This is a genomic window from Prauserella halophila (genome assembly GCF_024171895.1).
GTDB lineage: Bacteria > Actinomycetota > Actinomycetes > Mycobacteriales > Pseudonocardiaceae > Prauserella > Prauserella halophila.
The window spans coordinates 393,512-406,623 of the sequence record NZ_JAMTCQ010000011.1 but is presented as its reverse complement, the minus strand read 5'-3'; the positions used below and the strand labels follow the sequence as shown (position 1 = coordinate 406,623).

The 13,112-nt window shown below is 71.4% G+C and carries 13 protein-coding genes; 8 read left to right on the top strand and 5 right to left on the bottom strand.

What is annotated here, in order from left to right; genetic code table 11:
* Positions 1-243: 243 nt before the first annotated feature.
* Both LY41_RS16740 and LY41_RS16735 read right to left on the bottom strand, forming a co-directional pair.
* Positions 244-1,644 carry a cytochrome P450 gene (locus tag LY41_RS16740; RefSeq protein ID WP_372493305.1) on the bottom strand — a complete coding sequence of 467 codons (1,401 nt, stop codon included), beginning with the start codon at positions 1,642-1,644 and terminating at the stop codon, positions 244-246.
* A 256-nt stretch (positions 1,645-1,900) separates the two neighbouring features.
* Complete coding sequence (locus LY41_RS16735; RefSeq protein WP_253864959.1) at positions 1,901-3,391, bottom strand: flavin-containing monooxygenase; 1,491 nt, start codon at positions 3,389-3,391, stop codon at positions 1,901-1,903.
* Between the two features lie 73 nt (positions 3,392-3,464).
* Here LY41_RS16735 and LY41_RS16730 point away from each other — a divergent pair, with 73 nt between their 5' ends.
* Positions 3,465-4,502 (top strand): AraC family transcriptional regulator, encoded by a 1,038-nt coding sequence (locus LY41_RS16730; RefSeq protein WP_253864958.1) that lies wholly within the window; start codon positions 3,465-3,467, stop codon positions 4,500-4,502.
* On the opposite strand, the gene LY41_RS16725 is transcribed toward LY41_RS16730, so the two are convergent.
* A complete protein-coding gene (locus tag LY41_RS16725; protein WP_253864957.1) occupies positions 4,459-5,160 on the bottom strand; it encodes an acetoacetate decarboxylase family protein in 702 nt (233 codons plus the stop codon). The two genes, LY41_RS16730 and LY41_RS16725, sit on opposite strands and share 44 nt — an antisense overlap.
* A gap of 296 nt (positions 5,161-5,456) precedes the next feature.
* Here LY41_RS16725 and LY41_RS16720 point away from each other — a divergent pair, with 296 nt between their 5' ends.
* The 4 genes from LY41_RS16720 (at position 5,457) to LY41_RS16705 (ending at position 9,489) form a co-directional block, all read left to right on the top strand.
* Complete coding sequence (locus tag LY41_RS16720) at positions 5,457-6,311, top strand: TIGR03084 family metal-binding protein (RefSeq protein WP_253864956.1); 855 nt, start codon at positions 5,457-5,459, stop codon at positions 6,309-6,311.
* 2 nt (positions 6,312-6,313) lie between these two features.
* Positions 6,314-7,468, top strand: a complete 1,155-nt coding sequence (locus LY41_RS16715) for an acyl-CoA dehydrogenase family protein (protein WP_372493299.1) — start codon at positions 6,314-6,316, stop codon at positions 7,466-7,468.
* A gap of 123 nt (positions 7,469-7,591) precedes the next feature.
* Complete coding sequence (locus tag LY41_RS16710) at positions 7,592-8,749, top strand: acyl-CoA dehydrogenase family protein (protein ID WP_253865067.1); 1,158 nt, start codon at positions 7,592-7,594, stop codon at positions 8,747-8,749.
* A gap of 44 nt (positions 8,750-8,793) precedes the next feature.
* Entirely contained in the window at positions 8,794-9,489 is a 696-nt protein-coding gene (locus tag LY41_RS16705) for a TetR/AcrR family transcriptional regulator (protein WP_253864955.1), read from the top strand.
* Between the two features lie 120 nt (positions 9,490-9,609).
* Here the strand turns inward: LY41_RS16705 and LY41_RS16700 are convergent, their stop codons facing one another.
* Together LY41_RS16700 and LY41_RS16695 are read right to left on the bottom strand one after the other, a co-directional pair.
* Entirely contained in the window at positions 9,610-10,089 is a 480-nt protein-coding gene (locus LY41_RS16700) for a nucleoside deaminase (RefSeq protein WP_253864954.1), read from the bottom strand.
* A 236-nt stretch (positions 10,090-10,325) separates the two neighbouring features.
* Positions 10,326-10,964 carry a TetR/AcrR family transcriptional regulator gene (locus LY41_RS16695; protein ID WP_253864953.1) on the bottom strand — a complete coding sequence of 213 codons (639 nt, stop codon included), beginning with the start codon at positions 10,962-10,964 and terminating at the stop codon, positions 10,326-10,328.
* A 43-nt stretch (positions 10,965-11,007) separates the two neighbouring features.
* Here LY41_RS16695 and LY41_RS16690 point away from each other — a divergent pair, with 43 nt between their 5' ends.
* From LY41_RS16690 to cutA, 3 genes are all read left to right on the top strand, one after another.
* Positions 11,008-11,778, top strand: coding sequence for an SDR family oxidoreductase (locus LY41_RS16690; RefSeq protein ID WP_253864952.1), 771 nt, complete (start codon positions 11,008-11,010; stop codon positions 11,776-11,778).
* On the top strand, positions 11,775-12,569 hold the full coding sequence (locus tag LY41_RS16685; RefSeq protein ID WP_253864951.1) for an SDR family oxidoreductase: 795 nt from the start codon (positions 11,775-11,777) through the stop codon (positions 12,567-12,569). Before LY41_RS16690 ends, LY41_RS16685 begins: the two co-directional genes overlap by 4 nt.
* Positions 12,570-12,741: 172 nt before the next feature.
* Positions 12,742-13,062, top strand: a complete 321-nt coding sequence (cutA, locus tag LY41_RS16680) for a divalent-cation tolerance protein CutA (protein WP_253864950.1) — start codon at positions 12,742-12,744, stop codon at positions 13,060-13,062.
* Positions 13,063-13,112 lie beyond the last annotated feature (50 nt).

Below are 13,112 nucleotides of genomic sequence, written 5' to 3'. Positions count from 1 at the left end.
CTCAACGTGCGCCTTTCCAAAACACCGATGGCACAGCCGTGCGATCCAGCTGCCCCGACTGCGCTGGAACACGGCTTCGACATGTCGAAGGCCGGCTCGCCCGTCTGCCCACCCTGCGGAGTACCGCAGTGTTTGCATCGTCGATCGAGTCGGCCGTTAAGTATGCAACATCATCATGTCGGCCACGCTGTGTCCACCGACTGTACGGGTGGTTCTACGCGCAGTATGTGTCACTCTGTGTGATTAGACCGGCTGGAGGTGGACCGGCAGGCCGTCGACCGGTACGGGCAGCGAGACGTGGTCCCAGCGGACCTCGTAATCACGCGGCACGGTGATCCGGTACGACCGGACGAGTTCGTGCAGCAGCGCCTTCGTCTCGAACATGCCGAAGTGCAGTCCGATGCACTTGTGCGCACCGCCCCCGAACGGCATCCACGCGAACCGGTGCGATTTGTCCTCGCGGCGTTCCTCGGCGAACCGCTCGGGGTCGAATCGGTGCGGATCGGTCCAGCACGCGGGGTCGAAGTGGTTCACGGCCGGCGTGACACTGACGAGCGAACCCGCCGGGATGTGGTGCCCGAGCACCTCGGTGTCCTTGACGGCCGTGCGCGACAGGCTCGGCACCGGCGCGACGAGCCGGAGTGCCTCCTTGATGACCAGTTCCAACGACGTCAGCGAGTCGAGCGCCGCCATGTCCGGGTGGTCGTCGCCGAGCGCGAGCGACTCGGCCCGAACGCGGTCCTGCCACTCCGGGTTCTTCGCGAGGTAGTAGGCCGCGGCCGTGGCGGTGATCGTCGTGGTGTCGTGCGCGGCCATCATGAGGAAGACCATGTGATTGATGACGTCGGTGTCGCTGAACCGCTCGCCGTCCGGTGTCGTGGCGTGGCACAGCGCGGAGAACAGATCGTCGCCGTCGCCTGCTCGCTGTGCGGGCAGGTTGGCGGCGAAGTAACGCTCAAGGCGCTTGCGGCCCTCGAGTCCGGCACGCCACCGGCCGCCCGGCACGGGGAACCGCACCAGGGCCGTACCCGCCCGTACGCATGCCACGAAGGCCCGGTTGATCTCACGGGTCTCGTCGTCGGTGCGCATGCCCATGAACACGCGAGTGGCGACGTCGAGGGTGAGCTGCTTGAGTGCCCAGTACAGCCGCGGCGACGAGGGCCACGCCCGGATGCCCTCGCGCAGTGCCGGCCCCATGCTCGCGACGTAGCCTCCGAGGCGGTCGCGGGTGAAGGCCTCCTGCATGATCCGCCGGTGCATGCGGTGCTCGTCGAAATCGAGCAACATCAACCCGCGGTGGAAGAACCTGTCGATGAAGAACCGCCAGCCCTCCTGTGAGAAGGCCTTGTCGCGGTTGACCAGTGCGGCCTGGGTGGCATCGGCGCCGGTGAGGGTGACGATCCGCTGTCCGAAGGCTCCGGTCCACGACACCGGCCCGTAGCGCTCGAACCGGTGGAGGCCGAACTCGACACCGAAGCGCATCTGGGTCAACGCGTTGCCCACGAGCGGCGGGCCCGCGTCGCCGAGCACGGGTGCGAGCCCGCTGTCCGCGGGAGGTGTGGCCAGCTCGCGCGCGGGCCAGCGCTGCTTGAGCAGCCGTTCGTCGACGGCACCGGGCAGTGGCCACGCGGTCAGCGGCGGCATGCGTTCCCGCAGCGTCGTGCTGATCCGGTCGATCGCGGCCGTGGTCGCACCCCGGGCGGCAGTGACTGGTGTGACGGCCATGACGGCACCTTCTCCTCGTCGCGGGACCCGTTTCTTTCACGATGCCTTCTTTCACGATGCTGCACGTGTTGGCACAACGACAAGGGCGTTCCCCCGACCGCAGGCCGGGCTCCCGGGCACGATGTCGCGCCCGCCGCCCCTCGGCGGCCGTCGCGCTCGACGGGCGGACGATGCGTCAGTCGGCCGGCACGGTTCGGGACGGGTGGCGCGAGGCGGAGCCGAGGCGGAAGTCGGCGAGGTTCACGCGGCGCGTACGGCGGCGGTACTCGCGCGTCCGTCCCGGCCAGTTCGACACCACGCGGCCGCTTGCGGCCCGGTACCAGCTCTGACAACGGGTCCACACCGAACGGGCGAGCCTGCGCTGCACCGTCTCGTCCCAGGCGCGTTCGGCCTCCGGGCGGACGTCGAGGTATCGGTCCGGCCGGGCGCGGAGGGTGCTGACGGCGTCGCGGATGTAGCGCGCCTGACTCTCCAGCATGTAGACGATCGAGCTGCCGCCGAGGTTCGTGTTCGGCCCGTACACGAGGAACATGTTGGGAAAGCCCGGCACCGTGATGCCGAGGTGGGCGCGGGCGCCGTCGCGCCAGGTCTCGGCGAGCCGGTGCCCGCCGAGGCCGCGGATCGTCATCGGCGCGAGCAGGTCCTGGGCGGCGAATCCGGTGCCGTAGATGATGACGTCGACGTCGTGGAACGTGCCGTCGGCAGTCCGCACCCCGTCGGGGGTGATCTCGGTGACGTCGTCGGTCACGAGGTCCACCGCGGGCTTCGTGAGCGCAGGCAGGTAGTCGTTGCTGAACAGGATGCGCTTGCAGCCGATCGTGTAGTCCGGCGTCAGCTGCTCACGCAACCGCGGGTCGGCGACCTGCGTCCGCAGGTGCTTGGCGGCCTGCATGCCGAACAGCGGGGTGAGTGCCTGCCACCGCGACAGGCATGCCTGTGCGAACTCGGCGTAGAGCCAGAACCCGAGACGGTCGAGCTGCTGCAGCGCGGGGACTGTCCGCAGGGGTGCGTGGTACCAGCGGTCGTAGGCATGGTCGCGTTTGGGCAGGATGTACTGCGCCGACCGCTGGAACACGGCCAGGTGCCCGACCTGTGGCTGGATCTGCGGTACGAACTGGATCGCGCTCGCGCCGGTGCCGATCACCGCGACGCGCTTGCCGGTCAGGTCGCAGTCGTGGTCCCACTCGGCCGAGTGAAACGCCGCGCCGCGGAACGTCTCACTGCCGGGGATGTCCGGATACGCAGGCTGGGAGAGCTGGCCGACGGCGGGGATGAACGCCCGCGTCTCGTACTCCTCGCCACCGGTGGTGCGCACCAGCCACCGGGCGGTGGTCTCGTCGAACTCGGCCGAGGCGACCTCGCGGCCGAACCGGATCCGGCCGGTGACCCCGTACTGATGAGCGACCCGCCGCAGATACGCGAGGATGTCGGGCTGCCGGGCGTAGCGCCGCGGCCAGCGCGTCGCTGCGGTGAACGAGAACGAGTACAACGGGGAGGGCACGTCACAGCCCGCACCGGGGTAGCTGTTCTCCCGCCATACTCCGCCGAGATCGGCGGCCTTCTCGAGGACGACGACGTCGTCGATCCCGTGGCGCTGCAGTTCGATGGCCATGGCGATGCCGCCGAAACCGGCTCCGACGACGAGCGCGGTGCTGCGAGTGGTCATGGCGGCAGCCTAGGGACGCGGCCGGAGTCCGGCCCACCGCAGCGGCGGACACGATATTGATACTTTCGGCCACGTGTCCGGATGGGATTTTCCCCGCGGGGTGGCGAGCACCGCGCTGCTGGCCGGGTTCGCGGAGGAACTCGGCCAGTCCACCGGCGACGTCCTCGCGGGAACGGGGCTCGATGCGGCGATGCTGCGGGACCCGCAGGCGCTGGTCGCCGCCGAACAGGAACTGGCCGTGGTGCGCAACCTGGTGCAGAGCCGGCCCGGACGTGATCCCGGGGTGCTGGGCCTGGAAGCGGGCACGCGGTATCACGCGACGTCGTACGGCATCTGGGGCTATGCGGTGACGAGCTGTGCGACCGTGCACGAGGCGGTCGAGCTCGCGCTGCGCTACATCGAGCTGACGTACGTCTTCTGCCTGCCGGAACTGCGCACCGGCGGTCCGCTGGCAGAGCTCCGGTGCCGCGACGACGAGGTACCCGCCGATGTGCGGGCGTTCCTGGTGGCACGCGACATCGCGGCGATCGTGACCCTCGTGCGCGAGCAGGCCGGCGCCGATCTGAGGCCGACGGTGCTGTCACTGCGTGCCCCCGAGCCCGTGGACCCGCAGCCGTACCGGGCGATTCTCGGCGTGGATCCGGAGTTCGGCAGCAGCACCGGGATCACGTTCCCGCACGCGGTGCTGGAGCAGCCGATGCCGCAGGCCAGCGAACACACCCTGGCGTGGTGCGAACGGCAGTGCCGGCAGGTGCTCGAAGGGATGCGACGGGACACCGGAGTGGCCGCCCGGGTCCGTCGGACGCTCGCCGGCATCGGTCCCGGCGCGGGCATGGCGGAGGTCGCCGCGGCGTTGTCGATGACCGAGCGCACACTGCGCCGCAGGCTGGCGGCGGAAGGCGTGCGCTACCGCGACCTGGTCGACGGGGTGCGGCGCGGGAGAGCCGAGGAGCTCCTCGCTGACGAGACACTGACGGTCGAGCAGATCTCCCACCGGCTCGGTTACAGCGAGCCGTCGAGCTTCCTGCACGCGTTCGCGCGGTGGCACGGCATGCCGCCGCGCGAGTTCAGGCTCCGAACCGGATCCGCGCATCGGACAGGTGCGCGCTGACGACCGGTGTGCGTCCCGCGAGATAGCCCAGCGGGCCGTCCGGGTTGATGTTCCAGGCCGCCGTCGCCGCCCCCGGCTTCGCCGTCGACCGCACGGCGGCCGTTCGCGGGCCGCACGCGGCCTGCTGGCGGATCGCGACGTTCATGGGTAACCGGGCCGGCAGGCTCGGGCGCGGCGAGAATGCGGCCGTCGCGACCCAGTCGGCTGCGGTGCTCGCGGTGGCGGTGACGGTGCGGCCGTGCGTCAACTGGAGGTCGGCGAGGTCCTTCGGAACGGCCCACAGCTCGCGGCCGCCTGCCTGCGAGGAGGGGCTGTCGACCCAGATCTCGGTGATCGTCCCGGTGGGAGTGCGTCCGCCGCGGACGGCCACGGCGGCGAGCAGTTCGCGATACGACAGCTGGCCCGACGGCAGGTAGTCGAACCAGGCGGTGACCACGAACGCCGCGCCGCCGACCGTCACGGGTCGCTGCGTGGCGGGCAGCCGGGGCAGCTCGGCCGCCGGGACCGTCCACAGTGACAGGTAGGCGTTCGCGGTGAGGTGCCACGGTTCGGGCGGATACTCCGGCGCGCCCGCCGGGGTCGTGGCAGGCGGGGTCGTGGCAGGCGAGTGGACCGGGGAGTGGGACGGCGCGGGGTACGAGGACTGCGGCGTGGACATCGGGCCTCCGGATGCGAGCGGGGCCGGCGTGGGGCCGAGCGGGCACTGCTGCGGGCGCCGGCGGGGAAGTAACGGGGCAGGGCGGGGGCGGTCGGCGTGCCGTCGACGGCGGCCGGGCCGGTGACGGTGTGCCGTGACGTGATTACGGGGGTTGCTGGCACCTTGTCAACAAGGTAAAAACAATCACGCGTGCTTGATTTGGCGCGTGAACGCGGCCTACGGTGCGGCGATCCGCCCACGGGCGGTCACGGCGCACTGCCGTCGGCGACACAGGATCTGGGACGAGGAGGTACCCGGTGGCCGATCTCGAGGCGATCCTCGACGACCTCGACGCGGAGAGCGCCGAGCTCGACGAGCTGGTCGCACCACTGTCGGACGCCGGGTGGCAGCGGCCCACACCGGCCGAAGGCTGGACGATCGCGCATCAGATCGCCCACTTGACCTGGACCGACGACAGGGCCGTGCTCGCCGCGCGCAGTCCGGACGATTTCGGTGCAGAACTCGAGCGTGCCGTCGAGGGCGGTGAAGACTACGTGGATGCCGGGGCGCGCGAGATCGCCACCGGCACCGGGCCCGCCGACCTGCTCGGCCGCTGGCGCGCAGGCCGGGCGGTACTGCGGGAGGCGCTCGCCGCCGTGCCGGCGGGCCGGAAGCTGCCCTGGTACGGCCCGCCGATGAGTCCGGCGTCGATGGTCACCGCGCGGCTGATGGAGACGTGGGCACACGGCCAGGACGTGGCCGACACCCTGGGCGTGGAGCGCAGCCCCGCCGCCCGGTTGCGGCACGTCGTCCGCATCGGCGTGCGCACCCGGGACTTCGCGTTCCTCGTTCACGGCCGCACCCCGCCCGCGGCGGAGTTCCGGGTCGAGCTCACCGCGCCCGACGGCACGGACTGGACCTTCGGGCCCGCCGACGCCACCGACCGCGTCACCGGCAGCGCCCTCGACTTCTGCCTGCTCGTGACCCAGCGCCGCCATCGCGACGACACCGGCCTGCAGGCGAGCCCGGACGCGGAGGAGTGGCTCCGGATCGCCCAGACGTTCGCCGGCCCGCCCGGTGGCGGCCGTGCCGCAGGTCAGTTCGCCACCGGGCGGGCCGCCGGACCGCAGCCGTCCGCCGGCCCCAAACCGTCCGCAGAACCGAGGGAGTGACCGTGACCCAGCCGGATCCGCTCGCCACACCTGAGCGCCTCGCGCTGCGCTCCACCGTGCGCGATTTCATGGACCGCGAGGTCCTGCCGAACCTCGACGAGTGGGAGGCCGCAGGCGAACTGCCGCGCCGGCTGCACAAGAAGGCGGGCGAGGTGGGCCTGCTCGGGGTCGCGCTGCCGGAGCAGGCCGGTGGGGGAGGCGGGGACTTCCTCGACGCGCTCGTCGTGACCGAGGAGATCCACTACGCGGGCGGGTCCGGCGGCCTCGTCGCCTCGCTGCTGACCTGCGGCATCGCCGTGCCGCACATGGCGGCCGTCGGCGATCCGGACCAGCTCGAGAACTGGGTCAAGCCGGCGCTCGCCGGTGACAAGGTGTGCTCGCTGGCGATCACCGAACCCGACGGCGGCTCCGATGTGGCCGGCATCCGCACCACGGCGCGGCGCGACGGCGACGAGTACGTCATCAACGGCGCCAAGACGTTCATCACCTCCGGCTGCCGCGCCGACTTCGTCACCACCGCCGTGCGCACCGGCGGCGACGGTGCACACGGGCTCTCCCTCATCGTCGTCGAGAAGCCCACGCCGGGGCTCACGGTGGGCCGCAAGCTCGACAAGATGGGCTGGCGCTGCTCCGATACCGCCGAACTGTCCTACGAGGACGTCCGCGTGCCCGCAGCCAACCTGGTCGGCCCGGAGAACAGCGGGTTCTTCCAGATCGCCACGCAGTTCGTCAGCGAACGGTTGTCGCTGGCGATCCAGGCCTACGCGACCGCGCAGCGGGCGCTCGACGTGACCGCCGAATGGTGCCGCACGCGCGAGACGTTCGGCCGTCCGTTGATCTCCCGCCAGCTGGTGCAGCACAAGCTCACCGAGATGGCGCAGAAGGTCGACGTGGCGCGCACGTACACGCGCGAGGTCGCGACACGGCACGCCGCGGGTGAGGACGTGATCACCGAGGCGTGCTTCGCCAAGAACACCGCCGTCGAAACCGGTGAATGGGTGGTCAACGAAGCGGTGCAGCTGCACGGCGGGCTCGGCTACATGAGCGAGTCCGAAGTGGAACGCCATTACCGTGACATCCGCATCCTCGGCATCGGCGGCGGCACCACCGAGATCCTCACCGGACTGGCGGCCCGGCAGCTCGGCTACACGAGCTGACAGCCCGTTCCGGTGCCGCCCTCGCACCGCTTCCGGACGATACGACACCCGCACGGGCTCCGGCACTCACCGGACGGAACGCATTCCCGGCCCGTCCCACACGCAGGAAGGAAACCGCACATGGTGGGCTTCACCGAATCCGAGGAGCGACAGGCACTGCGGCAGGCCGTCTCGGAGCTGGCAGGCAAGTACGGCCACGAGTACTACCTCGAGAAGGCCCGCGCGGGAGGGAAGACGGACGAGCTGTGGAACGAGGCGGGAAGCCTCGGCTACCTCGGCGTGTCGGTACCCGAAGCCTACGGCGGAGGCGGGGCCGGCATCGGCGATCTCGCCGCGGTGTGCGAGGAGTTCTGCGCCGCGGGCACGCCGATGCTGCTGATGGTGGTGTCGCCGGCGATCTGCGCGACCGTCATCGCCCGCTTCGGCACCGAGGAGCAGCGTCGCACGTGGCTGCCTGGATTCGCCGACGGCAGCGTGCGGATGGCGTTCGGCATCACCGAACCGGACGCCGGCTCGAACTCGCACCGCATCACGACCACGGCCGCCAGGGACGGCGAGGACTGGATCCTCAACGGGCGCAAGGTGTTCGTCTCCGGTGTGGACGAAGCCGATGCGGTGCTGATCGTCGGCCGCACCGAGGACGCCAGGACCGGCAAGCTCAAACCGGTGCTGTTCATCCTGCCCACCGACACGCCCGGGTTCGAGTACAAGGAGATCCCGATGGATCTCGTCTCGGCGGACAAGCAGTTCGGCCTGTTCCTCGACGACGTGCGGTTGCCCGCGAACGCGCTCGTCGGCTCCGAGGACGCCGCGCTGGCGCAGCTGTTCGCCGGACTCAACCCGGAACGCATCCTGGGCGCGGCCTTCTCGGTCGGCATCGCCCGCTACGCCCTCGACAAGGCCGCGGCCTACGCGAACGACCGCAACGTGTGGGGCGCCCCGATCGGCTCGCATCAGGGAATCTCGCACCCGCTGGCCGAGGTCAAGATCGAGACCGAGCTGGCCAAGCTGATGGGGCAGAAGGCCGCGGCACTGTACGACGCCGGTGACGACCACGGCGCGGGCGAGGCGGCGAACATGGCAAAGTACGCGGCGGCCGAAGCCGCGACCCGCACCGTGGACCAGGCCGTGCAGACACACGGCGGTAACGGCCTGGCCTCCGAGTACGGCCTGGGTACGTTGCTCGCCGCCGCGCGGGTGGGCCGGATCGCGCCGGTCAGCAGGGAGATGGTGCTGAACTTCGTCGCCCAGCACAGCCTGGGCCTGCCGAAGTCGTACTGAGACACGGAGCGATCCCACCCACGGGAGACGAGGAGCCGATGCCGATGAACGCGGCCGCGGAGGCCGGACCTGTCCCCGCAGCCGGAGCCCCGGACGACGGAGCCCCGGACGACGGGCCGGCAAGCGACACCGCCGGCGGCGAACCGGCCGCGGCCGACGGCCGCAGGCGGCAGGCCCGCGGCCGCACCACCCGGCGCAAACTCATCGGCGCGGCCGTCGAGTCGCTCGCCGAACGCGGCTGGCACGCCACGACGATGCTCGAGGTCGCCGAACGGGCAGGCGTGTCACGCGGTGCGGCGCAGCATCACTTCCCGACCCGCGAGTCGCTCGTCGTCGCGGCCGTCGAACAGCTGGGGGAGGAGCAGATCGCCGAGCTGCGGCGGCGGGCGGACGAGCTGCCGCAGGGGCGGGCGCGGACGCCGGTGGTGGCCGAGATGCTGCTCGACCTCTACACGGGCGTGAAGTTCCGCGCCGCGCTGGACCTGTGGGTGGCCGCCTCGCACGACCCGGGGCTGCGGGAGGTGCTGGTGCCGCTGCAGGCCCGCGTCGGCAGGGAGGCGCACCGGGTCGCCGTGGAGCTGCTGGGCGCGGACGAAACCCGGCCCGGTGTACGCGAAGCCGTGCAGGCCACGCTCGACCTGGCGCGCGGGCTCGGGTTGGCCAACCTGCTCACCGACGACGGCCCGCGCCGGGCACAGATCGTCCGGCAGTGGGCCGGCATGCTCGACGCGGCCGTGTGATCCCGGCTCGGGCCCGGCGGACCTCCAACAGGAAGCAGCCGTGCTTCACGGCGCGCACGGGGACGGCGATGCGCTCCGGCTCGACCGCCGCGGCAGGCCTCGCTGCGGCGCGCGAGGTGGTCAGCCCTCGTCGGCAGGCGTGCCGATGTCCTCGAACCACAGGGCGGGCCGCTCGCGGATGAACGTCTCCATCAGGGCGGTGCAGTCGACGTCGTCGAGGATCGTGACGTCGACGCCCGCCCCGGCGAGCCAGTCGTGACCGCCGGAGAACGTGGTGGCCTCGCCGATGACGAGCCGGCCGATGCCGAACTGGCGGACGAGTCCGCTGCAGTACCAGCACGGCGAGAGCGTGGTGACCATGATCGTGTCCCGGTAGTGCGGCCGTCGGCCCGCGTTCCGGAACGCCGCCGTCTCGGCGTGCATGATCGGGTCGTCGTCCTGGACCCGCCGGTTGCGGCCGCGGCCGAGCAGGGTGCCGTCGAGGTCGAACAGGGCGGCGCCGATCGGTATCCCGCCTTCGTCGGCGCCGGACCGGGCCTCGGCCTTCGCGGGAACCAGTAGCGCGTGCGGGTCCGGCAGCGGGTTCGCGTGCGGGGCCATGGGCTTTCCTCGGTACGTCGACGGGGCGGCGGTGCGTCCACTCCGGACCAGGGGTGAGGGCGGATACACCAGGGTAGGTCAGGGTGCGGTCCGGTCGTGAGGTCGATGCCGACCTGCCCTGGTGCATCAGGTGAGCGGTTGCTTAGGATGGGGCGTACGGACCGCGACGACAGTGCTGTCGCAGAACTCGGGAGGTGAGCGGTCGTGACTCGGACGCGGGCGACTCGCCACCGGCCTCACGGCCGTTCCCCGGTCGCCGCACCGAGCATGCGCAGGACGAGGTGGCCGTACTCACGGCCGAGCTCCTCCGGGGTGAGCCGCGACCGGTCGGTGTACCAGCGCGCGACGTCCACGCCGAGCGAGAGCACCGCACGCGCCGCCGTACCGGCGTCGCCGACGGTGAACACCCCGTCGGCGACGCCGCGGTCGAGGACGTCGCGCACCAGCCGTTCGATGTCCTTGCGCAGGCTCGCCACGACGCCGTACTCCTGCTCCGGCAGCGCCTCCAGCTCGTACTGCACCACACGCGCGATCGTGTGCCGCTGCGCATGCCAGGTCGTGAACCGCTCCACGAGATCGTGGATCGCCGTCGCGGGGTCGCCCGCCTCGTCGATCGCCTGCTGCGCCAGGCCCAGCACCTGCTCGTGGCCGCTGCGGCTGATCGTGAACAGCAGCGCCGCCTTCGACGGGAAGTGCACGTACAGCGCCGCGGGGCTCATCCCCGCCGTCGCCGCAATATCGCGGGTGGTGGTGGCGTGGTATCCGCGGCGCGCGAACGACTCGACGCCGGCCAGCATGAGCCGGCGCGCCGCATCGGGTTGCACCTCCGGCCACAGGTCGGCCGGTTGCGGGCCGGCGGACGGGATCCCAGACATGTCAGCAGTGTAAGCGAGCGCTCAGCGCGGATTGGAGAACGACATGACGAGCACCGCAGGGTCGGGCGATCTCACCGGCACCGTTGCCGTGGTGACCGGCGCCAGCAGAGGCATCGGCCTGGGGATCGCACAGGATCTGGTGGATCGCGGCGCGAAGGTGTGCATCACCGCGCGCAAACCGGATCCGCTGGCCGAGGCGGTGACCCAGCTCGGTGGTGAGGGCGTCGCGATCGGCGTGGCGGGTCGCGCCGACGACGCCGAACACCGGCAGGAGGCGGTCTCCCGGACGATGGAGGCCTTCGGCCGGATCGACTACCTGGTCAACAACACCGGCATCAACCCGCACTTCGGCTCGTTGCTCGACTGTGACGACGACGCCGCCGCAAAGACCTTCCAGGTCAACGTGCTCGCACCGCTGGCGTGGATCCGGGCGGTGCGCGATGCGTGGATGGGTGAGCACGGCGGATCGGTCGTCAATGTCGCGTCCGTGGCGGGTATCCGCACGTCACCGGGCATCGGCATGTACGGCGTGAGCAAGGCCGCGGTCATCCGTGCGACCTCGGAGCTGGCCGGGGAGCTGGGCCCGAACATCCGCGTCAACTGCGTGGCCCCCGCGGTCGTGAAGACGCAGTTCGCCACGCAGCTCTACGAGGGCAGGGAGGCGGAGGTCGCCTCGTCGTACCCGCTGAAGCGCCTAGGCGTGCCCTCGGACATCGCGGGCGCGGTGACGTTCCTGCTCTCCGATCGGGCGGCGTGGCTGACCGGCCAGACGCTCGTGCTGGACGGCGGCGTGACGCTCGGCGGTGGCTTGTGAGCGTCGAACTGCAGAATGCGGGCGTGGTGGTCACCGGTGCAGGCCGCGGCATCGGTGCGGCGCTCGCGCGGAGCTTCGCCGCCGAGGGCGCCCGCCTCGTGCTGGCAGATACCGACGGTGCGGCCGTCGAATCGGTCGCGCGGGACCTCGGGGTGGTGGCCGTACCGGGCGACGCCGCGAGCGAGGACGGGGTCCGAGCCCTCGTCGAACGTGCCCGTGAGGAACTCGGCGAGGTCGACCTGTACTGCGCGAACGCAGGTGTCGCCGAGCACGGCGGACCCGAGGCACCGGAAGAGGCGTGGGCCCGGTCGTGGGAGGTCAACGTGATGGCCCACGTGCGGGCGGCCAGGGAGCTGGTGCCGCACTGGCTCGAGCGCGGCAACGGTCACCTGCTCGTCACCGCCTCGGCGGCCGGGCTGCTCACGAACCTCGGCTCCGCGCCGTACTCGGTCACCAAACACGGCGCGGTGGGGTTCGCGGAATGGCTCGTGGCGACCTACCGGCACCGGGGTGTCGGCGCGCAGGTCGTGTGCCCGCAAGGGGTGCGCACGGCACTGTTGGAGGACGCCGGTGCGGCAGGGCAGGCGCTGCTCGGCGCCGGCGCCGTCGAACCCGAGGACGTCGCCGCGGCCGTCATGGAGGGTCTGCGGGACGGGCGGTTCCTGATCCTGCCGCATCCGGAGGTCGCCGAGTACTACACGAAACGCGCCACCGATACCGACCGGTGGCTCGGCGGGATGAACAAGCTGCAGCGGCAGCTCGAGGACGCCGTCGGCGGGCCGGCTTCGTGACCGAGTGGTGACAGCGGTCCCGGGGAGCGGTTCCCGTTCCCCGGGACCGCTGTTCTCGGTCCTGCGGTTCCCGGCCCACTACTCCCGGGCCTGCTGTTCCCGGTCCTGCTGCTCCCCGGCCCCGCTTCCCCGGCCTCCTCGCTGTCCGGCCACGGCCGCCTAGGGTGGGCGCATGACTCACGAACACGTCGTCGTCGTGACCACCACCGATTCCGAGGAGGCCGCCCGGGGCCTGGCCGCCGCGGCCGTGGAGGCGAGGCTCGGCGCCTGCGCGCAGATCGTCGGCCCCATCACCAGCGTGTACCGCTGGGAGGGCGCGATCGAGACCGATTCGGAGTGGCGGGTCGAGGTGAAGACCGCGGGCGACCGGTCGGAGAGTCTCGTCGCGCTGCTCACCGAGCGCCACACCTACGACGTGCCCGAGGTGATCGTCACGCCCGTCACGGGTGGCCACCCGGATTACCTGTCCTGGCTGGTCGACGAGACCCGCTGACGACCACGACGCGCGGGTGGAGACGCTCCACCTCCCGGAGCGTCTCCACC

Excerpts from the sequence above, each read along its gene's own strand:
- LY41_RS16725 (WP_253864957.1), bottom strand. The coding sequence starts at position 5,160 with ATGTCCACGCCGCAGTCCTCGTACCCCGCGCCGTCCCACTCCCCGGTC.
- LY41_RS16735 (WP_253864959.1), bottom strand. The coding sequence starts at position 3,391 with ATGACCACTCGCAGCACCGCGCTCGTCGTCGGAGCCGGTTTCGGCGGC.
- cutA (WP_253864950.1), top strand. The coding sequence starts at position 12,742 with ATGACTCACGAACACGTCGTCGTCGTGACCACCACCGATTCCGAGGAG.
- LY41_RS16690 (WP_253864952.1), top strand. The coding sequence starts at position 11,008 with ATGACGAGCACCGCAGGGTCGGGCGATCTCACCGGCACCGTTGCCGTG.
- LY41_RS16705 (WP_253864955.1), top strand. The coding sequence starts at position 8,794 with ATGAACGCGGCCGCGGAGGCCGGACCTGTCCCCGCAGCCGGAGCCCCG.
- LY41_RS16740 (WP_372493305.1), bottom strand. The coding sequence starts at position 1,644 with ATGCCGCCGCTGACCGCGTGGCCACTGCCCGGTGCCGTCGACGAACGG.
- LY41_RS16695 (WP_253864953.1), bottom strand. The coding sequence starts at position 10,964 with ATGTCTGGGATCCCGTCCGCCGGCCCGCAACCGGCCGACCTGTGGCCG.
- LY41_RS16700 (WP_253864954.1), bottom strand. The coding sequence starts at position 10,089 with ATGGCCCCGCACGCGAACCCGCTGCCGGACCCGCACGCGCTACTGGTT.